Annotated in this window: 19 protein-coding genes; 4 read left to right on the forward strand and 15 right to left on the reverse strand. The window is 65.4% G+C overall.

All coding sequences use genetic code 11. From position 1 onward, the window contains the following. Window positions 1–12 precede the first annotated feature (12 nt). Complete coding sequence (locus tag ACIQTZ_RS14730; protein ID WP_402981880.1) at window positions 13–1,083, forward strand: YeiH family protein; 1,071 nt, start codon at window positions 13–15, stop codon at window positions 1,081–1,083. Between the two features lie 4 nt (window positions 1,084–1,087). Here ACIQTZ_RS14730 and ACIQTZ_RS14735 read toward each other — a convergent pair whose 3' ends face one another. The 13 genes from ACIQTZ_RS14735 to ACIQTZ_RS14795 form a co-directional block, all read right to left on the reverse strand. Continuing rightward, on the reverse strand, window positions 1,088–1,564 hold the full coding sequence (locus tag ACIQTZ_RS14735) for a heme-degrading domain-containing protein (protein WP_400336180.1): 477 nt from the start codon (window positions 1,562–1,564) through the stop codon (window positions 1,088–1,090). Beyond that, entirely contained in the window at window positions 1,561–2,571 is a 1,011-nt protein-coding gene (locus tag ACIQTZ_RS14740) for a Gfo/Idh/MocA family protein (protein ID WP_402981882.1), read from the reverse strand. Before ACIQTZ_RS14740 ends, ACIQTZ_RS14735 begins: the two co-directional genes overlap by 4 nt. Before the next feature lie 4 nt (window positions 2,572–2,575). Next, a complete protein-coding gene (locus ACIQTZ_RS14745) occupies window positions 2,576–3,460 on the reverse strand; it encodes a TolB family protein (protein WP_402981884.1) in 885 nt (294 codons plus the stop codon). Further along, complete coding sequence (locus tag ACIQTZ_RS14750) at window positions 3,457–4,347, reverse strand: DUF1080 domain-containing protein (RefSeq protein ID WP_402981886.1); 891 nt, start codon at window positions 4,345–4,347, stop codon at window positions 3,457–3,459. The genes ACIQTZ_RS14745 and ACIQTZ_RS14750 overlap by 4 nt, the downstream gene beginning before the upstream one ends. Window positions 4,348–4,351: 4 nt before the next feature. Then, a complete protein-coding gene (locus ACIQTZ_RS14755; RefSeq protein WP_402981888.1) occupies window positions 4,352–5,350 on the reverse strand; it encodes a sugar phosphate isomerase/epimerase family protein in 999 nt (332 codons plus the stop codon). A gap of 2 nt (window positions 5,351–5,352) precedes the next feature. Then, window positions 5,353–6,531, reverse strand: a complete 1,179-nt coding sequence (locus tag ACIQTZ_RS14760; protein WP_402981890.1) for a Gfo/Idh/MocA family protein — start codon at window positions 6,529–6,531, stop codon at window positions 5,353–5,355. Between the two features lie 29 nt (window positions 6,532–6,560). Next, complete coding sequence (locus tag ACIQTZ_RS14765) at window positions 6,561–7,682, reverse strand: Gfo/Idh/MocA family protein (RefSeq protein WP_402981892.1); 1,122 nt, start codon at window positions 7,680–7,682, stop codon at window positions 6,561–6,563. After that, window positions 7,679–8,425: a sugar phosphate isomerase/epimerase family protein gene (locus tag ACIQTZ_RS14770; protein ID WP_402981894.1), complete on the reverse strand. Its 747-nt coding sequence runs from the start codon at window positions 8,423–8,425 to the stop codon at window positions 7,679–7,681. The genes ACIQTZ_RS14765 and ACIQTZ_RS14770 overlap by 4 nt, the downstream gene beginning before the upstream one ends. A 66-nt stretch (window positions 8,426–8,491) precedes the next feature. Beyond that, complete coding sequence (locus ACIQTZ_RS14775; protein WP_397323712.1) at window positions 8,492–9,385, reverse strand: carbohydrate ABC transporter permease; 894 nt, start codon at window positions 9,383–9,385, stop codon at window positions 8,492–8,494. Next, entirely contained in the window at window positions 9,385–10,353 is a 969-nt protein-coding gene (locus tag ACIQTZ_RS14780) for a carbohydrate ABC transporter permease (protein ID WP_400336165.1), read from the reverse strand. Before ACIQTZ_RS14780 ends, ACIQTZ_RS14775 begins: the two co-directional genes overlap by 1 nt. Before the next feature lie 11 nt (window positions 10,354–10,364). Beyond that, window positions 10,365–11,684, reverse strand: a complete 1,320-nt coding sequence (locus ACIQTZ_RS14785) for an ABC transporter substrate-binding protein (protein ID WP_397323715.1) — start codon at window positions 11,682–11,684, stop codon at window positions 10,365–10,367. A gap of 111 nt (window positions 11,685–11,795) precedes the next feature. After that, on the reverse strand, window positions 11,796–12,590 hold the full coding sequence (locus tag ACIQTZ_RS14790; protein WP_402981896.1) for a hypothetical protein: 795 nt from the start codon (window positions 12,588–12,590) through the stop codon (window positions 11,796–11,798). Next, on the reverse strand, window positions 12,587–13,678 hold the full coding sequence (locus tag ACIQTZ_RS14795) for a Gfo/Idh/MocA family protein (RefSeq protein WP_402981898.1): 1,092 nt from the start codon (window positions 13,676–13,678) through the stop codon (window positions 12,587–12,589). The genes ACIQTZ_RS14790 and ACIQTZ_RS14795 overlap by 4 nt, the downstream gene beginning before the upstream one ends. Window positions 13,679–13,867: 189 nt before the next feature. Here ACIQTZ_RS14795 and ACIQTZ_RS14800 point away from each other — a divergent pair, with 189 nt between their 5' ends. Next, the gene (locus tag ACIQTZ_RS14800; RefSeq protein ID WP_402946420.1) at window positions 13,868–15,088 is read left to right on the forward strand and encodes an ROK family transcriptional regulator; all 1,221 of its coding nucleotides are present in this window, start codon (window positions 13,868–13,870) and stop codon (window positions 15,086–15,088) included. Window positions 15,089–15,188: 100 nt separating this feature from the next. After that, on the forward strand, window positions 15,189–16,382 hold the full coding sequence (locus tag ACIQTZ_RS14805; RefSeq protein ID WP_402981899.1) for a CynX/NimT family MFS transporter: 1,194 nt from the start codon (window positions 15,189–15,191) through the stop codon (window positions 16,380–16,382). 235 nt (window positions 16,383–16,617) lie between these two features. On the opposite strand, the gene aceB is transcribed toward ACIQTZ_RS14805, so the two are convergent. Both aceB and aceA read right to left on the reverse strand, forming a co-directional pair. Next, window positions 16,618–18,270 (reverse strand): malate synthase A, encoded by a 1,653-nt coding sequence (gene aceB / locus ACIQTZ_RS14810; protein WP_402981900.1) that lies wholly within the window; start codon window positions 18,268–18,270, stop codon window positions 16,618–16,620. A gap of 259 nt (window positions 18,271–18,529) precedes the next feature. Continuing rightward, window positions 18,530–19,843, reverse strand: a complete 1,314-nt coding sequence (gene aceA / locus ACIQTZ_RS14815) for an isocitrate lyase (RefSeq protein ID WP_402981902.1) — start codon at window positions 19,841–19,843, stop codon at window positions 18,530–18,532. 143 nt (window positions 19,844–19,986) lie between these two features. Between aceA and ACIQTZ_RS14820 the strand changes: the two genes are divergently transcribed. Further along, window positions 19,987–21,501: a helix-turn-helix domain-containing protein gene (locus ACIQTZ_RS14820; RefSeq protein WP_402981904.1), complete on the forward strand. Its 1,515-nt coding sequence runs from the start codon at window positions 19,987–19,989 to the stop codon at window positions 21,499–21,501. The last annotated feature ends 13 nt before the right edge of the window (window positions 21,502–21,514 follow it).

The raw sequence follows: 21,514 nt of genomic DNA on the forward strand, positions 1-21,514 counted from the left end.
GATCGTGGAACCATGAGCACCATCAGGCCGCGTACGGCACCCGTTTCGGAGACGCCGAAGGCACACGCCGCGGCAGCTATCCGGGCTCTTGCTCCTGGACTTGCGGCCTGCGTTGTTGCCGTGGGCGTAGCCTTCGGACTCCATGCCCTGCTGCCGTCCCTGCCGGCCATGACCATCGCCGTGGTCCTGGGGATTGTGGCCGCCAATGTGCCCGGCGTTTCCGGCTGGGTAGAAGGCCCCTGGCGAGCGGGGCTGCGCTTCGCCGGCAAGCACTTGATGCGTGCGGGCATCGTCCTGCTGGGGCTGAAACTGAGCCTGGGAGATATCGCTTCGCTGGGCTGGCAGGCTTTTGGGCTCATCGTCGCCGTGGTGTTGCTCGCCTTTGCCGGGACCTACGTACTGGGCAGGCTCTTCAAGCTTCCCGGCGATGTCCCGCTGCTGATCGCCACAGGGTTCTCCATTTGCGGAGCCTCGGCGATCGGTGCCATGGCTGCCGTGCGGGGAACCAAGCATGAGGACACCGTGCTGCCGGTGGCCCTGGTAACCCTGTGCGGCACGTTGGCCATTGGCACCCTGCCCCTGCTGATGCACCCGCTGGGTTTGGACGTCGTGACCTTCGGCCGCTGGGTGGGAGCGTCAGTACACGACGTGGGACAGGTGGTGGCTGCGGCCCAGACCGCCGGTGCGGTTGCCTTGAGCGCTGCGGTGGTCATCAAGCTCACGCGGGTGGTTTTGCTGGCACCCATCGTCGCGACGGCTGGCGTGTGGGAGCGCCGCCGGCGGGTGCGGAGTGCTGCAGGCACCCCGGGCACCCCAGGTAAGTTCCCGCCGATCGTGCCGCTCTTCGTGCTGGGGTTCCTGGCCATGATCGCCCTCCGCACCTTTGGCTGGGCTTCGCCAGTGGTGCTGGATGTCGGGGGCCTGCTGCAGGAGATCGCACTCGGGGCCGCCCTCTTTGGGTTGGGCTCCGCGGTCCGGGTGCGGGAACTCCTGCACGCCGGACCACGGTCCCTGGTCATGGCCTTGTGCGCGTGGGCGTTGATCGCCGCCCTGGGCTTGGGCGCCGTGTGGTTGATGGCCTAGAAATTCACGTCCCTACTGTCTTCAGGTAGTTCCGGATGCCATCCACCACCAGCTGGTGGTCTTCATCGGAGGCCAGTCCGGACACAGTGATCGCGCCGATGACCCCGGCACCCTTTACCCGGATGGGGAAGGAGCCGCCAGCCAGGGTGTAGTCGTCGTGCGAAAGCCAACCCCCGCCGAGCGGGCTGTGGCCAGCGGCGGAAAACTGTTCGGACAAGAGCGCAGTGCTGTGCTCAAACCGCAGCACTGAGGCCGACTTCCGTCGGATCCATTCTTCCTGGTCGGACGTGGCTCCGGGCAGGACGCAGCGGAACAGCACGATATTGTGCCGGCGGATATCAATGGCCACACCGAAACCGGACGAGATGGCGTGGTTGGCGATGAGGGAGCCGAGCCGCCAGGCATCGTGGTGGTCGAAGCTTGCGAAGACCAGTTCCTCTTCCTGGGCCCGGAGTTCCGCGAGCCGGGGTGTTTCGCTCATGACTTGTCCGCCTCGTAGCTCAGCCCGATCTGCCGGCGGATCTCGTCCATCGCGGCCATGATCGCCACCGTTTCCGCGGGTGGGAGGATGGTGCCCGCCGTTTCCCCAGCGGCCACGAGCCGCTCCAGCTCGGCGGCCTGGTACTGCATGCCGCGGCTGGTCACGGGCTCATCGAAGCGCTCCACCACGGAGCCATCCACGGCATGGACCGTGAACGGTACCGGGTTGTACCAGGTGTGCTCGATGTCGATCCACCCCTCTGTCCCGATCACCATGGCGCGGTTGGCGCACGCAGCGTCCAGTTCGCAGTCCACCAAGGCCTGCGCACCGCCGTCGTAATCGAAGATCGCCGCGGTCTGGCGGTCGACGCCGGTGGCCGTCATCGATGCGGTCGCGGTGACCCGCGACGGCGTCCCGAGGATGTCGATCGCGAAGGAGACCGGGTAGATGCCCAGGTCCAGCAGAGCACCGCCGCCGAGCACGGGATCGTTGAGCCGGTGCGCGGGATCGGTGGGAAGGCTCTGGTTGTGGCTGGCCACCACCTTGCGGACCTCGCCGATGGTGCCGGCGGCGATGATCTCGCGGATCCGGATCATGTGGGGCAGGAACCGGGTCCACATGGCCTCCAGCGCCACCAATCCCTTGGACGCAGCCAGGTCGGTGATCTCTCGGGCCTCCCGGGCGTTCATGGTGAACGATTTCTCCACGAGGACATGCTTCCCGGCGTTCAACGCCAGCAGCGCGTTGGCGTGGTGCATAGGGTGCGGGGTGGCGATGTAGATGACGTCCACCTCGGGGTCCGCGGCGAGGTCCTCGTAGCTGCCGTGCGCGGTGGGAATGCCGTGCTGTTCGGCGAACGCCTTGGAGGAGTCCAGGGAGCGGGAGCCCACGGCCTGGACCGTGAAGCCGTTCTCGCGCAGGTCCGCGGTTTGCAGTCCGGCGATGAAGCCGGTGCCGAGGATGCCCCAACGGATGGTGCCGTCGGAGGTGCCATGGTTGTGGGTCACGTGCTTAGTCCTTTGATGGGTCAGTGAGCGGGTACGCGACGAACGCGAACCGTGAGGAGTCCGGCGACCAGCCGTTGACGTTGAGCGTACCTTGGCCACCAAACAGCGGCCAGGTGTGCAGCGGAGTGTGCCAGTCGCCTGTTGAGACGAGCACGACGGCGACGGGCAAGTCCGCTGGGTGGCCTTGGGTTCCGCTGGGGAACCGGATGTAGGAGGCGTGCTGGGCATCCGGGGAAAGGTGCGGGAACCAGTCCACCGTGTTTGTTTCCAGGAGTTGTTCGAACCCTGTCCCGTCCACGCGGATCCGGGCGAGCTGGGCATGGCCTTTGTCCGTGCTGAAGGATTCCGTGTTGAGGTAAAGCCACTTTCCGTCCGGCGAGTACTCCGGGCCGTCGCAGTGGCCGTCTCCAACATCGACGCCGGCGGCAGCACCGCCGTCGGACGCTATGGTCATGAGGCGGCCCGGCTGCGTGAAATCCCCGTCCGCGATCCCCACGTACGCGAGCTCCTTGCCGTCCGGGCTGACTCCGTGGAGGAAGTGCCAGGAGCCGTCGTCCCCGGTGATCCGGGTGGCGTGGCCGCCGGTGAGCGGTGCCCGGTAGATGTGGCCGTCGTTGGCGGAGAGGAAGATGTTCTTCCCGTCCGGATCCAGGACGTGATCGTTGTTCAGGTCGGGTACGCCGGTGAGGGGGATGTGGGTGAGTTCGCGGCTGGCCACGTCCAGGCGCCACAGTTTCCCGTCGCCGTTGAGGATCAAGGACTGCCCGTCGAGGGTCCAGTTGGGTGCTTCGAGGAGGATGCTGTCCGTGCTGTAGAGGAGTTCGGCTTCGCCGGTGACCGAGGCGATCCAGACTTCGCTCCGCTGGCCGGGTTGGAGGGTGCGGTTCACTCAGTGTCCTTCCCGCCGTCGCCGGCGAGTTCCTTGATCCGGATGTTCCGCCAGCGGCATTGCGCGCCCTTGCCCCAGCGGGCTTCGCCGAACATCGAGTCGTTGTCGTGCACTTCCAGCGCAATGTGGCCCCGGTTGCCGAGTGTTTCGAGGACGTCGGCCGCGTTGTAATTGGGTGAATCGAGCGTGGCCGTGTCCAGCTCGGCGATCTTCACGCCATTGACCCAGGTAGTGATGACCGGCAGGGCACCCACGCAGCGGATGCGCAGCTCGTTCCAGTCGTCCCAGCGCCAGGCGTTGAGGAAATCCTCGACGTCGGCCGCGTAGCTCAGGCGGGCACGCTTCTCTTCCGTGACTGGCTCCACCGACGTCGCTGGGTCATCGGCAATCAGTCGCGTGGGGCGGCCGTCCTCATCGAGGGCGACGTCCACGGCGAAAGGTACCGCCGAGAAACTTGCCAGCCCGTTGCCGAAGAAACCGCCGATGCCGCCGGAGGGCCGGTGGTCCACCAGCACCTGGAAGCCTTCCCAGGAATCCGGACGGCGGCGAAGCATCACCCCGGTGTCGGCAGGCCAGTCCGGGCGCATTTCCAGCACCAGTTCGAAATCGCCGAAGGCCTGCTCGCTGACCAGGTAGCCACCGTAGCCGCTGCCGGGGGAGTCCTGTTCGCCGATCAGCACGCCGTCCTGCACGAACCAGTGGGCGGGGTGCTTCTCCGGCTCTACCGGCGGGGTCAGGCCCAGGGCTTCGAAACGCTCCAGGAGGAGGGGCCCGCCGGGGTACTCCGTACCGTACACGCGAGGTACGGAGTACCAACCGGCCAAGGAGGTGCCGTCGAACAGCGGGTCGAAACCGTCGCCGTCGTCGTTCTTTACCGTTTCCGCCACGGGCCTAGTCCTGGCTGAAGGCGGCGTCGAAGGAGGTTTGGGAGGCGGGGAAGTCGAAGTTTTTGAGGGCTTTGAGGGCTTCGGGGGCGCCGTGGAGGCGGTCCATGCCGGCGTCTTCCCATTCGATGCTGATGGGGCCGTTGTAGCCGATCGCGGTGAGGGCGCGGAAGGAGGCTTCCCAGGGGACGTCGCCGCGGCCGGCGGAGACGAAGTCCCAGCCGCGGCGGGGGTCGCCCCAGGCCAGGTGGGAGCCGAGGACGGTGTTCCGGCCGGTTTGGCGGACCTTGGTGTCTTTGCAGTCCACGTGGTAGATCCGGTCTTTGAAGTCCCAGATGAAGGAGACGGGGTCGATGCCTTGCCACATCATGTGGGAGGGGTCCCAGTTCAGGCCGAACGCTTCACGGTGGCCGATCGCTTCGAGGGTGCGGACGGTGGTCCAGTAGTCGTAGGCGATTTCGGACGGGTGGACTTCGTGGGCGAAGCGGATGCCGTTTTCGTCGAAGACGTCCAGGATGGGGTTCCAGCGGTCGGCGAAGTCCTGGTAGCCGGCGTCGATGACTTTTTCGGGGACGGGCGGGAACATGGCCACGTATTGCCAGATGGAGGAGCCGGTGAACCCGACCACAGTGTCCACGCCCAAAGCCTTGGCGAGGCGGGCGGTGTGTTTCATTTCCTCGGCGGCGCGTTGCCGGACGCCTTCGGGTTCCCCGTCGCCCCAGACTTTGGAGCCGACGATGGCTTCGTGGCGGAAGTCGATGGGGGCATCGCAGACGGCTTGGCCTTTGAGGTGGTTGGAGATGGCCCAGACTTTGAGGTTGTACTTGTCCAGGAGTTCGAGTTTGGAGTCGACGTAGCCGGGTTCGTCCCAGCGCCAGGCGTCGAGGTGGTCTCCGGAGACGGCGATTTCCAGGCCGTCGTAGCCCCAGCCCGAGGCAAGCTTGGCGACTTCCTCGAGGGGGAGGTCGGCCCACTGGCCGGTGAACAGGGTGTACGGGCGGGGCATGGTCAGGCTCCTTCGGTGGTGTTGGACAGCTGGATCAGTGAGCTTTTGGCGGCGGCGGACTCTTCGACGGCGGCCAGGACGCGCTGGATTTGGAGCCCGTCTTCGAACGACGGCGACGGCTGGCTTCCGTCGCGGATGGCCAGCAGGAAGTCGCGGACCTGGTGGGTGAAGGTGTGTTCCCAGCCAATGACGTGACCCTGCGGCCACCAGGCTTCGAGGTAGGGGTGTTCGGGTTCGTTGACGAGGATCCTCCGGAAGCCCTGCTCCCGGACGGGAAGGGTGGCGTCCAGGAAGCCGAGTTCATTCAACGATTCGAGGTCGAAGAGGATGGTGCCTTTGTCGCCGTAGATTTCCAGTTTCAGGGAGTTCTTTTGTCCGGTGGCGACGCGGGAGACTTCCACGGAGGCGATGGCTCCGGAGGTGAGGGTGAGTGTGGCCCAGGCGGCGTCGTCGACCGTGACGTCTTCGGGGCCGTCGGGGCCGGGGCGCTGGTCCACGAAGGTGTGCAGGCGGCCGGTGACTTCGGTGACGGCGTCGCCGAGGAGGTAGAGGATCTGGTCGATGGCGTGGGAGGCGATGTCGCCCAGGGCTCCGGAGCCGGCGGTTTCCTTGCGGAGGCGCCAGGTCATGGGGGACCCGGCGTCGGAGAGCCAGTCCTGGAGGTAGGCGGCGCGGATGTGGCGGATGGTGCCGAGTCGGCCTTCGGCGATGAGTTCCTTGGCGAGGGCGAGGGCGGGGACGCGGCGGTAGTTGAACCCGATCATGGACTGCACGCCGCGGGCGCGGGCCTTGGCTGCGGCGGCCGTCATGAGTTCGGCTTCGGCCAGGGTGTTGGCGAGGGGTTTTTCGACCAGGACGTGTTTGCCTGCTTCGAGGGCGGCGATGGCGATTTCGGCGTGCATCCAACCGGGGGCGCAGATATCGATGATGTCGATGTCGTCCCGGTGGATCACGTCGCGCCAATCGGTGGCGGATTCGGTCCAGCCGTACTTTGCTGCGGCTTCCGCGACCTGGGTGGCGTCCCGGCCCACGAGCACTTTCTGCTCGAAGGCCGGGACATCGAAGAAACTGGCCACATTCCGCCACGCGTTCGAGTGGGCCTTCCCCATGAAGGCGTAGCCGATGGCGGCCACGCCGAGTGGACGGTCGGAAGGCAGGGACGAGTGGGCGGGGGTGGTCATGTTCTTGTTCCTCGCTGGTTGCTGCGGATTTAGAGGGTAGCGGTTTCCGGTGCCCAGTCCTCAGGGACGGCTGCCGAAGCGGGTGCGTTGCTGGTGACGTCCACGAACGAGCCGGACTCGACGGACTCGGAGATCGAGACCATGGTGTCCAGCACGTGGTAGGCCAGATCGCCCGTGGCGCGGTGCGCTGAACCGGAACGCAGGGCACGGGCCATGTCCAGCACACCGAGGCCGCGGCCCTGGGCCGGACCGGTTGCGGGGATGATCTCCGGTTCGTCCGCGCCGGGACGCCAGAGCTTGAGGTCGCCGTCGAAGTAGTTCGGGTCAGGCAGCGACAGGGTCGCTTCGGAGCCGGTGATTTCCACGAAGCCCATCCGCAGGCGCGGGGACTCGAAGGAGAACACGCTGTGGCTGGACTGCCCGCCTTCGAACTGCGCCATCGCGGAGACATGGGTTGGGACCTCGACGGCGAATTCCTCGCCTGCCTTGGGACCGGAACCAACGATTCGGGTCTTCTTCGCGGCGGAGCCGACGGCGGCCACCTTCCGGACCGAGCCGAAGGTCTGGATCAGGGCCGTGAGGTAGTACGGGCCCATGTCGAACAGCGGGCCCGCGCCCTGGGCGAACAGGAACGACGGGTTCGGGTGCCAGGATTCCGGGCCGGGGGTCTGGAAGGTGGTCATGCCCGTCAGTGGGGTGCCGATGTCCCCGCGTTCGATGATCCGGCGGGCGGTCTGCAGGCCGGCGCCCAGGAACGTATCCGGGGCGGTGCCCAGGCGGATGCCCGCGGCGTCGGCGGCCTTGAGCAGGCCGAGCCCGGATTCGCGGTCCAGCGAGAACGGCTTCTCGGTCCAGACGTGCTTGCCCGCGTTCACTGCGGCCGTGGCCACCTCAACATGCGCGGCCGGGATGGTCAGGTTCACGATGATTTCGACGTCGGGATGGTTCAGTGCCAGCTCGGGGGCACCGAACTCGGCAATCCCGTATTCCTTGGCCCGGGCCTCGGCGGCCTCGACGAAGAGGTCCGCGATCACGTGGACTTTCAGGTCCGGGAACGTGGTGAGGTTGTCCAGGTATTGCTTGGAGATGTTGCCCGCGCCGATGACGGCGACGCCAACGGGGCCCTTGCGAGTGGACGGTGCGAAGCTCATGCCTGGGCACCTTCCTTTGCCGTGTTGAGGTAGTTCAGGGATTCGGTGATGCCCTGGAAAATGTCGCCGGAGTAGTCATCGAATTCCACGACTCCCACTTCCAAGGACTTGGCTGCGGCGATGACGTCCAGGACCGGGATGGTGCCTTGGCCGGCGGGTTGCTGGGCCTTGATGTCCGTGGTGGCCGGGCCGTCCTTGATGTGGATGAACTTCACGCGGTCACCCAGGCGGGCCAGCAATTCCACGGGATCCTGACCGCCCACGGCTGCCCAGTAGGTGTCCACTTCCAGGACCAGTTCCGGGTCCAGGAGGGATTCGAAGTACTCCAGCGCCGTGGTGCCCTCGATGGTGGACTCGAGCTCCCAGGCGTGGTTGTGGTAGCCCACCCGGATGCCGTATTCGGCGCCCTTCTTCGCGGCTGCATTGAGCTTGGCCGCGGTGGCCTGGATGTCCTCGACGTTCTGCCAGTGCTCGGCCGGGAGATAGGGATCGATCACCGTGCTGATGCCCAGTTCCTTGGCTGCAGCGAAGATCTCATCCTGGTCCTGGGACAGCAGCGGCGCGTGGCCGGAAGGGGCCGTGAGTCCGTTCTCCTTCAACGCCGTGCCGAGCTCGGAAGCCGTGGCCACGAAGTTGTACGGCTCAACCTGCGTGAAACCGATCTCGGCGACCTTCTTGATGGTTCCAGGCAGGTCCTCGGCGATCGCGTTGCGGAGGGTGTACAGCTGGAGTGAGTAAGACATGGGATTCCTTTACAGGGAGTGGGTTTTTCTTGACGTTACGCTTCGGGTGCAGTGAGCGGGAGGGACCTAGCGTCCGGCGAGGGATCCGCCGATTCCGCCGACGCTGAAGTATTTGTTCAGGGCGGCAAAGACGATGATCGGCGGGAGCATCATGATCACGGCGAGGGCCATGACTCCGGACCAGTCGGTGAGGTTTTGCTGGAAGAAGGACTGGACACCCATGGGGAGGGTGAAGATTTCGTTGGAGCGCAGGAACACGATCGCTACCAGGTAGTCGTTCCAGGCCAGCAGGAAGGCGAAGATCGCCGTGGACAGGATGCCCGGGAGCGAGTTGCGCAACACCACTTTGGTGAAGGAACCGAAAACGGAGCACCCGTCGATCCAGGAGGCTTCTTCGAGGCTGATCGGGATGGAGTCGAAGTAGGCGGCCATCATCCAGGTGGCCACGGTCATGGTGGAGCCGACGTAGATGATGGTCAGGCCCATGAGGTTGTCCACCAGGCCCATAGCGGCGAAGAGGATGAACAGCGGCACCACCGAGGTGATGATGGGCAGGGACTGCATGACGAACAGCAGCAGCGAGTAGCCGGAGACTGCCTTGGAGCGGCCGCGGGAGAGCACGTACCCAGCCGGTGCAGCGACGGCGACGGAGACCACGACGGTGGCCAGGGTGGTGATGAGGCTGTTTTGGAGCCAGATCCCGGCGAGGGTCTTGGAGAAGACCCCGGTGATGTTCTCGAGGGTGAGGCCGGTGGCGGTGCTGTTCGGGGCCGGGGTGAGGGCCAGGATGATGGTGACCATGATCGGCACCAGGACGATCGCGGTGATGACCAGGATCAGGGCAAACCGCCACCAGCGTCCGCGCATGCCGGCTTCGGACAGGACGCGGCGGGCTTTGCCTGGTTCCGCGATGCCCAGGGCGGGGCCGGACTCGGGGTGGGCGTGGAGTACTGCGCTCATTATTCGACGCTCGACTTTCGGATCTGGCGGTACAGGATGACCGAGACGACTACCAGGGTGATGGTCATGAGGAAGGCGATAGCGACGCCGGGGCCGGTGGCGAAGTCCTGGAAGACGGTGCGGTAGGCCAGGACCACCAGGGAGGTGGTGGCGTCAACAGGGCCGCCGCCGGTGAGCAGGTAGATGGTGGGGAAATCGTTGACGCAGAAGATCGTCATCAAGATCCAGGAAATGTAAGTGGAGCGGGCGATCAGCGGGAGGGTGATCTGGGTGAATTGCTGGAAGCGGGAGGCGCCGTCCATGCTCGCTGCTTCGTAGACGGTGTCATCCACCGAGGCCAGGGCCGCTGAAGTCATCATCATCATGAAGGGGAAGGAAACCCAGACCTTGAAGATCATCACCGTGACCGCTGCGAGGGTGGGGTCGGCCAGGAACAGCGGGGTGCCCAGGCCGAGGCCACGGAAAATCGAGGGGATCAGGCTGTCCGGGGTGGCAACCAGCCAGTTCCAGGCGGTGGAGGACACCACGATCGGGACCACCCAGGGCAGGAGCAGCAGCACTTTGAAGGTGCCGCCGGCGGGGATCTTGGTGCGGAGCAGCAATGCCAGGCCAAGGCCCACGGCCCAGGACCCGAACACTCCAACAATGGTGAACAGGAGCGTGAACTGGGCGGCCTTCCAGAACGCCGGGGAGGACAGGACCTGCTGGAAGTTCTGGATTCCGACGAAGTCGCCGGTCTGGATCAGGTTGCCGTCGTGGGTGGCCTGGACGCCTGCCTGGAACAGCGGGTAGCCGTGGATCAGGACCAGCAGGATCACCGAGGGGAGCAGGAGCCAGAAGAACGTCCTGGAGGCCTGTGCGGAGAGCTTGCTCTTCCGGTTCAGGTTCAGGGACCCGCCCCCGGGCCCGCCGGGGGCAAGCCCCTTGCGGGCCCGGGCCAGGCCGGACTGCGCTGTAGTGGAGGACATGGTGCGGGCGCCTACTTCTTCAGGACGGACTTGAGGCCCGTTTCAAAGGCCGTCAGCGCGGACTTGGCGTCGGTCTTGCCGGTGAGGACGGTCTGGGTGAACTGGTTCAGTGCCTGGCCGCCGTCCAGGGCTGCGAGGTCGGCGCTGAGCGTGGTGCCCTGCGAAGCGAAAGTCTTGGCGATCGGGACGTATTCCTTGACGATCTTGACGTTGTTGGCGTCGGCCGTGAATTCGGGGAGTTCGGTGATGGACTTGAACACGGGCAGGGCGTTCATGAGCTTCTGCTGCCACAGTTCCTTGAGCTTGCCCAGGTAGTAGACCACGAACTCTTCCGAGGCCTCCTGGGACGGGGTGTTGGTGTACATCATGATGTTGTTCGGGAAGATCAGCGCGGCCTTGTCCCCGTGCGGGCCGGCGATGGGGCTTGCTACGACGAGGTCGCCGGAGGTATCGCCCACGCGCTCGGGAACACCGAGGGTCAGCATGCCGTAGGCCGCCTTGCCGTCTTTCCACTGGGCATTCAGGTTGTCCGAGGTGTAGCTGACGGCTGCTGGGTCGATGACGCCGTTGGAAACGAGTTCGAGCATGAACTCGATGGCTTCAACGTTGCGGTCATTCATGACGTCCAGCTGGCCGTCCTTGGTGAACACGCCGCCGCCGTTGTTGATCATCATCATGATCATCAAGTGGTTGCCGATGTTGTTGCCCGCACCGGAACCGGTGGCGAAGCCGACGGCGCCGAGAGACTTCATCTTCTTGCCCGCCTCGAGCAGGGAAGCCCAGTCAGTCGGGACCGCGACGCCGGCCTTGTCGAAGAGTGACTTGCGGTACCAGAGCGGACGGATGTCCAGCTGCCACGGGACGGCGACGTAGCCCTTGGACGTCTTGAAGGGTTCCACCACACCGGGCAGGAAGTCGTCGAACATGCCGTTGGACTTCAGCTTGTCGATGACCTTGTCCGCGTAGGCGATCTGTCCCTGCTCCTCGAACTGGAACGCCTGGAAGCCACCACCGGTGGAAACGGCCGGGCCGGTCTTGGAAGCGATGGCCGAGGAGAACGTCTGGTAGAAGTTGTTCCACTGGATGATCTGGTACGTGGCCTTGCTGTTGGCCCCGGAGAAACCTTCGGCAATCTTCTTGGCGGCGTCGTTGTAAGCCGGCGTGGCCCACGGCATGTCCCAGAACTTGATGCTGCCGCCGGCACCGCCTCCGCCCTGCGAGGCCGAGCCGCCACCACAGGCGGCCAGGAGCGGAACCGACGCGGCTGCCGCCGTCAGGCCGAGGAAACCGCGGCGGGAAAAGGCTTTGTTGGCTGCGGGCTGAACATTCATGATGATTCCTTTCGGGACCGGTCCACTTTCCTGGTGGCCGGGCCAGCTCAACGTTGAGAAGGGCAAATGCTGTGAATGACTGGTACTGCTTCTTGTGAAAAGGGTTGCGAACTAGGAGAGGGTGGACAAGGATTCCGTCAGCGCCGCGAAGCGATGCAGATCGGTGGGAGCAGTGCCGGTGTCGAGGTGGTCCTTGAGCCGGCGCCACGTGGCGCGGTGGGCGGATTCGTAAAGCGTCGGCAGGAGCAGTTCGCCCTGCGGTCCGGTGACTTTGACCGTTGCCGGCCACGCTGCCAACGGTTCCGGAAGCGCAACGCTGGCGCCGCCGTCGTCGGTCAACAGGCTGAGGTGGACGCCTGCGGGACGGGCGCTGGAGACGATGCCTTGCAGCGCCGCGGGCGCCCCGTTGGCGAGCTGCGCGGACACGGTGTAACCGTGCGTCCCCCGGTTGACGAGCCGGAGGTTCTCCAGCGGCCCGGTCAAACGCACGACGGCGGCAAGATGGTCCGCGAGCAGCCCACCTGCGTCACTGCCCGCCGGGGCGGTGGCGACGCTGTCAAGGACGGCGGCGCGGCCGGCCATGGTGCGGACGGCATCCTCGGCTCCGGCCGCGGCGGGGCTGGAGGCCCAGCGCTGGTCCAGGACGATCGCGGTGCCGTTGGCTTCCGCTGCGTCCTGGAGATCTTCGACGCTTTCGGTCACCGGATTGACGATGATGATGCCGCGGGCGCCGGCGTCGATTGCTTCGATAGCCTGGTCCGTCCAGCCGGGGCGGCCGTTGATGACGTGGACATCGGCCGTGGTGGAGGCGGGGGCAAACGTTTCCGGCAGGGAGGCTACGGCCAAGGCCACTGCCCCGGCTTCCTGTGCCTCCGGAGTGGTATGGACCGAGTAGTGCTTGCTCATGCGTGGGCTCCTTCGCGGACGGCCTGCTGGGCACGGTGGTCCGCGTCCACGGCGGCAACCGTGGCTTCGGCGATGTCCAAGGCGAACGTGAGGTCATCGATCAAGGTTTGGGCCGACGGCGGTTGCTTGGTTCCCGTAGCGATGGCTGCCAGTTCGCGCCATTCGCCTTCGTAGCCGTTGTGGTCGAACGGGCCGTGGACTGTTGTCTCGTCGCGGCGACTGAACGTGGTCACTGCGGACCCTGCCTGCACGTAGGACGGGGTGAAATCGATGCGGACAGCCTCCTCGTCGGAGAAAGCCTCAAAGCTCCACTCCGGCTTCCAGGTGTTGTTCATGGCTGCGCGCAACTCGATGGTCCGGGTTGGTGTGCGCAGGGAGATGACGTAACCGAACGGGCGGACATGCCGTGCTTGGAGGACCTCGACCTCGGCGAAGTCGGGGGTGAAGCGGCGGACCAGCGGGAGGTCGTGGATGGCCAGGCCCATGATGCCGCCCCGGAGCATGCCCTTGATGACCTCGACGTCCTTGTAGTCCGGGGTTCCACCGGCAGGACGGGTGATGATCTCCGTGGCGAAGTCCTCGAAGCGGGCATTCGGCGGGAGAACGATCGAGGAGCGGATGGTATGCGCAGTTTCGGGAAGGTCACCCCAGTTGGCTTCCGCGGCCAACCAGCCGGGATCGAAGGTGTGCATGGCGCCGACGATGATCGGCACGCCGGTTTCTTCGCTGACGGCCGAGATCTGCGCTGCCTCCTCGGCGTTCCAGGCGAACGGCTTCTCGCACAGCACGGCCTTCTTGCCGGCACGGCATGCCGCGATGACCTGCTCCGCGTGGAACTGGTGCGGGCTGCAGATGGCAACGATGTCTACTGCGGGGTCGCCCAGGAGGGCGTCGATGCTGGTGCTGTGGGTAGCGCCCACCCGGGCGGCAACGGATTCCGCAACTGCGGGGTCCACGTCCATGATGTGGCGGACGGTCAGGAGATCGCCGAGGCGGGCGAGGGAGGGCAGGTGGATTGCCTGGGTGACGGGGCCGGCGCCGAGGATGCCGACTCCGAGTGTTCGGGCAGCGTCTGTGTGGCTGGACAAGTTCAGTTACCTCTTCGTAAGCAGAATCAGAACGGTAGATCGACGCCGGCGATACCGGACATCGTTAGTTGTGATGTGGTGCTGCTCACAACCTATGGGGACTTTTGCCGAGCGTCAAGCAAAAGTTGAAATATTCCCGACAATCTTTTGGTGCGTGACACGCATAACCATCCGTGCTTCACTGTTTCCATGACCTCAGCACCCGGAAATGACGCTGGTAAAGACGCCTCGGCGCAGGACGCCGGCAGTCTTTCGCGTGCTGGAGATCTCTTCCAACTACTCCGCGACGGACAGGCCAGGACCCGCGCCGAACTCGCGCTGACTACGGGCCTCGCACGTTCCACCGTCGCCTCGCGCATTGACGCGCTCATCAGCTCCGGACTCGTTGGACCCGCCGGTGAGGCAAGCTCCAGCGGCGGCAGGCCGCCGTCGCGCTTTGCCTTCAACCCGGCCGCGCGCGTAGTGCTCGCAGTCGACGTCGGAGCCACCCACGTGATCGTCGCCGTCACGGACCTCGGCGGAAAAGTCCTCGCCGAACGGCGCCTCAAGCAGGAAGTCGCCGACGGGCCGGAAGTTGTCCTCGGCAGGGTCATCGCGGCGGGCAAGGAACTGCTGACCGAAGCCGGACGCGACGTCGGCGACCTCGCAGGCATGGGCATCGGCCTGCCAGGTCCCGTGGAACACGACACCGGACGCCCGGTCAAGCCGCCGATCATGCCCGGTTGGGACGGCTTCGACGTCGTTCCTTACGTTCAGCGCTCACTGCCCGTTCCGGTGTTGGTAGACAACGACGTGAACATCATGGCGCTCGGCGAACGCACCGCCTATTGGCCCGAGCACGAGAACTTCCTGTTCATCAAAGTGGCCACCGGCATCGGCGCGGGCATCATCAGCAGCGGTGACCTGCAGCGCGGCGCCAACGGTACGGCCGGCGACCTCGGCCACGTCCGCGTGCCGCGGGGCGACGATGTCCTCTGCCGGTGTGGCAACCACGGGTGCCTCGAAGCGCTTGCCTCAGGTCCCGCCGTCGCACGACAGTTGGCGGCCCAAGGGCTGGAAGCCGTTTCCGGCGCTGATGTGCTGCGACTCGTGGCGGAGGGAAACCTGCAGGCGATCCAGGCGCTCCGCCAGGCCGGCAGGGACGTCGGCGATGTCCTGGCCACCGTGGTCAACCTGCTTAACCCCTCCATGATCGTCATTGGCGGCAGCGTGGGGGAGGCCGGCGAGCACCTGGTGGCCGGTATCCGCGAGGTGGTTTACCGCCGCTCGCTGCCATTGGCCACCACGCACTTGCGGATCGGCATCTCCATGGCAGGCGACCGGGCGGCCATCCTCGGCGCAAGCCAAATGGTCACCCAGCACGTGCTGTCGCCCGCCGTGATCGAAGCCACGCTCCAAGCCACCGGTTAGGAACGACTTCCGGCGCCTTGGTGGCTGCAAGCGTGATAGCAATGAAAGTGATGAAAACGCTTCCTGTCATGTCCCGGCCCGTCACCGTTCGGCCCGTTCCGTGAGTCAGTTCCTTGCCAAAGTCCCGCGCGGTTGGCTGATCCTCGCTTGCATAGGCCTCATTGCCCTCAACATGCGTGGGCCGTTCGTCGCCGTTGCTCCCGTGGTGGATTCCCTGCGGCAGGATCTCGGGTTCTCTCCCGTTGAGCTCGGCCTGCTGACCGGCATTCCGGTGCTCTGTTTCTCCCTGGCGTCGCCGCTCGCGTCCATGGCCGGGCGCCGCTTCGGGGCGGAATTCGCCATCATGCTCACCCTGCTGGGCGTCCTGGCAGGCGTGGTGATCCGTTCCAGCGGTGGCGGCGTTCCTGTCATGGTGGGCACGGTGCTCATCGGCGTGGCCATCACGATCGGCAACATTGCGGTGCCGTTGATCATCCGCAGAGACTTCGCTCCGCGCCGGCAAGCCACCGCGATGGGCGTGTACACGGCTGCGTTAAATATCGGCTCGTTCCTGACATCCGTGGTGACTGCGCCGCTCGCCGACCTCGTAGGCTGGCGGCTCTCCCTCGCGGCGAGTGCGTTGCTGGCCTTGGCGGCGATCGTTTTCTGGCTGCCTACCGTTGGCGTGCGACGGGCCCTGGTTCCTTCGCCGGTACCGCCCGTGGCTGCGTCTGCTTCCGGTCCGACGCGCGGAGTTGGCTGGCTCGTTGCCGGGCTCACGCTGGGCTTTGCGGGCCAGGCGTTCTCCTACTACGGCGTCACAGCCTGGCTGCCGAGCTTCCTTTCCGACGAGCTCGCCATGGGCACCGCCGAAGCAGGTGCGGGATCGTCGCTGTTCCAGATCTTCGCGATTGTCGGCGGCTTGGGCGTGCCACTGCTGGCCCGCTTCTCGAGTACGACGACGGTGGCGGTCACCTTGAGCGTGCTGTGGTTGACCGTTCCCGTTGGCTTGTTGTTCGCGCCCGGCCTGTGGTGGCTGTGGTCCTCGCTGGGTGGGATTGCCCAGGGCGGCGGCATCACGGTCATCTTCATCGCCGTCATCAAGTTCGCCCATTCCCAGGCAGCGGCGGGAAAGATGTCCGCCGTCGTCCAGGGGGTGGGCTACTGCTTTGCTGCCTTGGCTCCGACGATTGTTGGCTACGTCCACAGCGTGTCCGGCGGCTGGACCGTTCCCTTGCTGGTGATCCTGGGCTCGGTGCTCACGTTCTGTATCTGCACCACGCTGTCCGTGCGCTGGGTCTCCCGCCAATCCTGAGCCGCCCGCAAGGTGAGCCGCCCGCAAGGTGAGCCGCCCACACAAGGCGAGCCCCGCCGTCGTGCGTACCCAACTGGGTCGCAGTTAAGCGCGTTTAGACGGCTCTAAACGCGCTTAACTGCGACTTACTTGGGTGCGGAAAAGCCCCGGTGCTGGGCTGCCTCCCCGACCATCGGGGTCACTTGTTGCGAAGAGTGCAGGCAGCCCAGCGTCGGGGCTTCGGTATGGCCGTTCGCTAGGCGGCGACCAATTCTTCTTGCGTGGCTTCTTCCTTGGCTTCGGTGAGGAAGCGGGCGTAGGCCGGGATGGTCAGGAAGGTGGGGAATTCTTCGGTGAGGGTGACTTCTTCGAAGATGCTGCGGGCGTCTGCGAAGCGGTCTCCGTCGAAGCGTTCCAGCCGGGCGAATTCCTCGTCCAGCATGTCCTGGACCCATTCACGGGAGATGATGTCGCCGTGCTCGGTGATGGCGTGGGCGTGGATCCACTGCCAGAGCTGGGAGCGGGAGATCTCCGCGGTGGCGGCGTCTTCCATGAGATTGTGGATGGCCACGGCCCCGTTGCCCCGGAGCCAGGACTCGATGTAGCGGATGCCTACCTCGATGTTCAGGCGGATGCCGGACTCTGTGATGGTTCCCTCGGTGGTGGAAAGGTCGATCAGGGCGCGGTCGTCCGGGGTGACGTCCTCGCGGGTTTTGGTGAGCTGGTTCGGCTTGTCGCCCAGTACTGCGTCGAAGACTTCGCGGGCCACGGGCACCAGGTCCGGGTGGGCCACCCAGGAACCGTCGAAACCGTCGTTGGCTTCGCGGGTCTTGTCGGCGCGGACCTTCTCGAAGGATGCCGTGTTGGCTGCCTCGTCCTTGCGGTTGGGCACTGCTGCTGCCATGCCTCCGATGGCCATGGCCCCGCGGCGGTGGCAGGCCCGGACCAGCTGTTCGGTGTAAGCCCGCATGAACGGCTGGGTCATGGTCACCTGGCCGCGGTCCGGGAGGACGAAGCGTGGGCCACGGATGCGGAAGTTCTTGATCAGGGAGAAGATGTAGTCCCAGCGGCCGGCGTTCAATCCGGACGCGTGGTCGCGCAGTTCGTAGAGGATCTCTTCCATTTCGAAGGCGGCCGTGATGGTTTCGATCAGCACCGTGGCGCGGATGGTGCCCTGCGGGATGCCGAGCAGGTCCTGGGCCAGGATGAAGATGTCGTTCCAGAGGCGTGCTTCGAGGTGGTTCTCGATCTTGGGCAGGTAGAAGTAGGGACCCTTGCCCTGGGCCAGCAGGCGCCGGGCGTTGTGGAAGAAGTAGAGCCCGAAGTCCACGATGCCGCCGGCGATCGGCTTGCCGTCGATCAGCAGGTGCTTCTCCGGCAGGTGCCAGCCGCGGGGACGGACCACGATGGTGGGCAGTTCCTCGGCGGGCCTGAGCTTGTACTCCTTGCCCTCGGGGGAGGTGAAGTCGATCCGGCGCTCCAGGGCATCGGTGAGGTTCAGCTGGCCTTGGATGACGTTACGCCACGTCGGAGTGGAGGAATCCTCCATGTCCGCGAGCCACACCTTCGCGCCGGAGTTCAGGGCGTTGATGGTCATCTTCTTGTCCACCGGTCCCGTGATCTCCACGCGACGGTCCTCCAGGCCCGGAGCCGGGGGAGCCACCCGCCACGACGGATCGTTGCGGATGCCCTCGGTCTGCGGCAGGAACCGCGGGTCCTGACCACTCGAGATCGCGTTGCGCCGAGTATGCCGCGCCTGCATCAGCTCCTGCCGGCGATCGGCAACGGCCCGGTGCAGCTTGCCGACGAACTCAAGGGCGTCGGGAGTGAGGACCTCGTTCTGCCGCGAAAGGGGCTGCGCGGTCAACGTGATGCCATTAATAGTGAAGTTGTCGGTGAAGCTGTTCATTTCGAGACTCCTAAGAAAATGTTCGACGGCGGCACTTGCCTGGGTGGGTTGGGGCCGGAATGGGAAATCCTCCGCGTGCTATTCCCCATCCCGGCCGCGTGGCCTCGCGGGGCTCGGCCGGCGTCCGGGACAGGGCCCCTTTTACGCACGCTTCCGGATCACCCGACCCGACAGTTCCGAACGCTCCGCCACTGGGGCGAGTGCCGCCGTCGTGCCTTTGGTGAGCGAAGCGAACAGCTCACCTTTGGGCGGGTGGTGGTTAGTGGAACTGGCCCTCTTCGGTCGATCCGACCAGTGCGAGGGTGGAAGCGTTCGGGTTGAGCGCTGTGGCGATGTCGTCGAAGTAGCCGGTGCCGACTTCGCGTTGGTGCTTGGTGGCGGTGTAGCCGCGGGACTCGGAGGCGAATTCCTTCTCCTGGAGTTCGACGTAGGCGCTCATGCCTTCGCGGGCGTAGCCGTGGGCGAGGTCGAACATCGAGTAGTTCAGGGCGTGGAAGCCGGCCAGGGTGATGAACTGGAATGTGAAGCCCATGGCACCGAGTTCGCGCTGGAACTTGGCGATGGTGGCGTCGTCCAGGTGCTTGCGCCAGTTGAACGACGGCGAGCAGTTGTACGAAAGCATCTGGTCCGGGAACTCGGCCTTGACCGATTCGGCGAACTTGCGGGCCAGTTCCAGGTCCGGGGTGCCCGTTTCCATCCAGATCAGGTCCGAGTAGGGGGCGTAGGCCTTGGCGCGGGCGATGCAGGGTTCAATGCCGTTGCGGACCTTGTAGAAGCCTTCAGCAGTGCGTTCGCCGGTGATGAATTCCTGGTCGCGCTCGTCAACGTCCGAGGTGATCAGCGTTGCGGCTTCGGCGTCGGTGCGGGCAATGACGACGGTGGGGGTACCGGCGACGTCGGCTGCCAGACGGGCTGCGTTGAGGGTCCGGATGTGCTGCTGGGTGGGGATCAGGACCTTGCCGCCGAGGTGGCCGCACTTCTTCTCCGAGGCGAGCTGGTCTTCCCAGTGCACGCCCGAGGCGCCGGCGGTGATCATGGATTTCATGAGTTCGTAGGCGTTCAGCGGGCCACCGAAACCGGCTTCGGCGTCGGCAACAATCGGAACCAGCCAGTCCTCAACGGACTTGATGCCCTCGGCGTACTCGATCTGGTCGGCGCGGAGCAACGCGTTGTTGATGCGGCGGACAACCTGCGGGACCGAGTTGGCCGGGTACAGCGACTGGTCCGGGTAGGTGTGGCCCGACAGGTTGGCGTCGGCGGCAACCTGCCAACCGGAGAGGTAGATGGCACGGAGGCCAGCCTTGACCTGCTGCACGGCCTGGTTGCCGGTCAGTGCACCGAGGGCGTTGGTGTAGCCGCCGGTGGGTGCTTCCTCGGTGAGCTGCTTCCAGAGCTTCTCCGAACCACTGCGGGCCAGGGTGTGCTCTTCGGAGACGCGACCACGGAGGCGAACGACGTCGGCAGCCGAGTAATCGCGGGTGACGCCCTCCCAGCGCGGGTTGGCGGACCATTCAAGTTCCAGCGCTGCGGCCTGCTCTTCTGCGGTCAACTCTGGTTCAAACGATGCGGTCATTGCATGTCTCCTTGGTGGTTCCCGGGCCGGCCTCGGCTGCGTCGTTGCAACGTCGGCCGGCTACCGGGGTCTGTATTTCTTTTTCGTGAGAACTACTTTTCTGCAGTTTCAAGAGGCTTTCTAGAGGAAAACCATGGAAAGAAATGCAGTTCTTCGCGTATTCTCAAGAAATGTCGCCTGTGAGTTGGAGCCGCGACGTCGCGCCGCCGTCGTCGTCCCCCGTAAACCCCGAACTGGACGTGATCAGCCTTGGCCGCCGCGTGCGCCATTTGCGCAAGCAAGCCGGCCTGACGCTCGATGACTTGAGCGCCGCCGTCGGGACCGCACCCAGCCAGCTAAGCCTGATCGAAAACGGCAAACGCGAACCCAAACTGGGCCTGCTCCAACAGCTCGCGGCCTCGCTCAACGTGAGTATCGACCAGCTGCTCGGAGCAGAGCCGCCGAGTCGTCGCGCGGCGCTCGAAATCGAGCTGGAACGGTACCAGCGCGGGCCGCTCTACGAGTCGCTGAACCTGCCCAAAATCCGCATCAGCTCGCGGCTTCCACTCGACGTACTGGAGTCGCAAGTGGGGCTGCTGCAGGAGCTCGAACGCAAACTTAACGAGCAAGTCGCGACGCCGGAAGAAGCCCGCCGCGCGAACGGCGAGTTGCGTGCCATGATGCGCGAGCGCGGTAACTATTTCCCCGAGTACGAGGCTGAGGCGCAGAAGGTCCTCAAAGGGGTGGGCTACACGTCGGGTCCGCTGAGCCAGCACGTCATCGCGGACATCGCCGAGAACCTCGGTTTCTCGCTGCACCACGTGGGCGATTTGCCGCACTCCACCCGGTCTGTGACGGATTTGAAGAACCGCAGAATTTACCTCACGCAGAACCAGCGGCAGGACCACGACCCCCGTTCGGTGCTGCTGCAGGCTCTGGGGCACTACGTCCTGGGTCACGGAACGCCACGTAACTACGGTGATTTCCTGGCGCAGCGGGTGGCCACCAACTACTTCGCGGCCGCGCTCCTGTTGCCCGAGCAGGCAACCGTGGACTTCCTTCAGAAAGCCAAGACGGCCAAGGAAATCGCCGTGGAAGACATCCGGGATGCGTTTGCCGTGTCCTATGAAACAGCCGCCCACCGCTTCACCAACCTCGCGACGCAGCATCTGGGCATTACCACTCACTTCCAGAAGACCCATCAGTCCGGCATCATCTACAAGGCCTACGAGAACGACGGCGTCGCCTTCCCCCAGGACCACACCGGCGCCATCGAGGGGCAACCGTCGTGCAAAGCGTGGACCTCCCGGGCCGTGTTCGACGTCCCGGACAAGTTCAGCGCCTACAGCCAGTACACGGATACTCCCTCCGGTACGTACTGGTGCACGGCCCGCACGGAGCGATCCGCAGCGGGCGAGTTCTCGCTCAGCATCGGGGTGCCGTACCAGCACGTGAAATGGTTCCGGGGACGCGAGACGACTGCCCGCGCAACCTCCACCTGCCCGGATCCGAACTGCTGCAAGCGGCCGCCGGCGGCCCTGGCGAACGAGTGGGCCGGCAATGCCTGGCCCTCGGCCCGCGCCCACTCGCACCTGCTGGCGGCCATGCCGCCGGGTGCGTTCCCCGGTGTGGACGAGACCGAGGTGTACTCCTTCCTCGAGGCCCACTCGGGGCGCTGAGCCCACCCCAGGA

It is taken from the genome of Paenarthrobacter sp. NPDC090520 (assembly GCF_044769205.1).
Classification (GTDB): Bacteria; Actinomycetota; Actinomycetes; order Actinomycetales; family Micrococcaceae; genus Arthrobacter.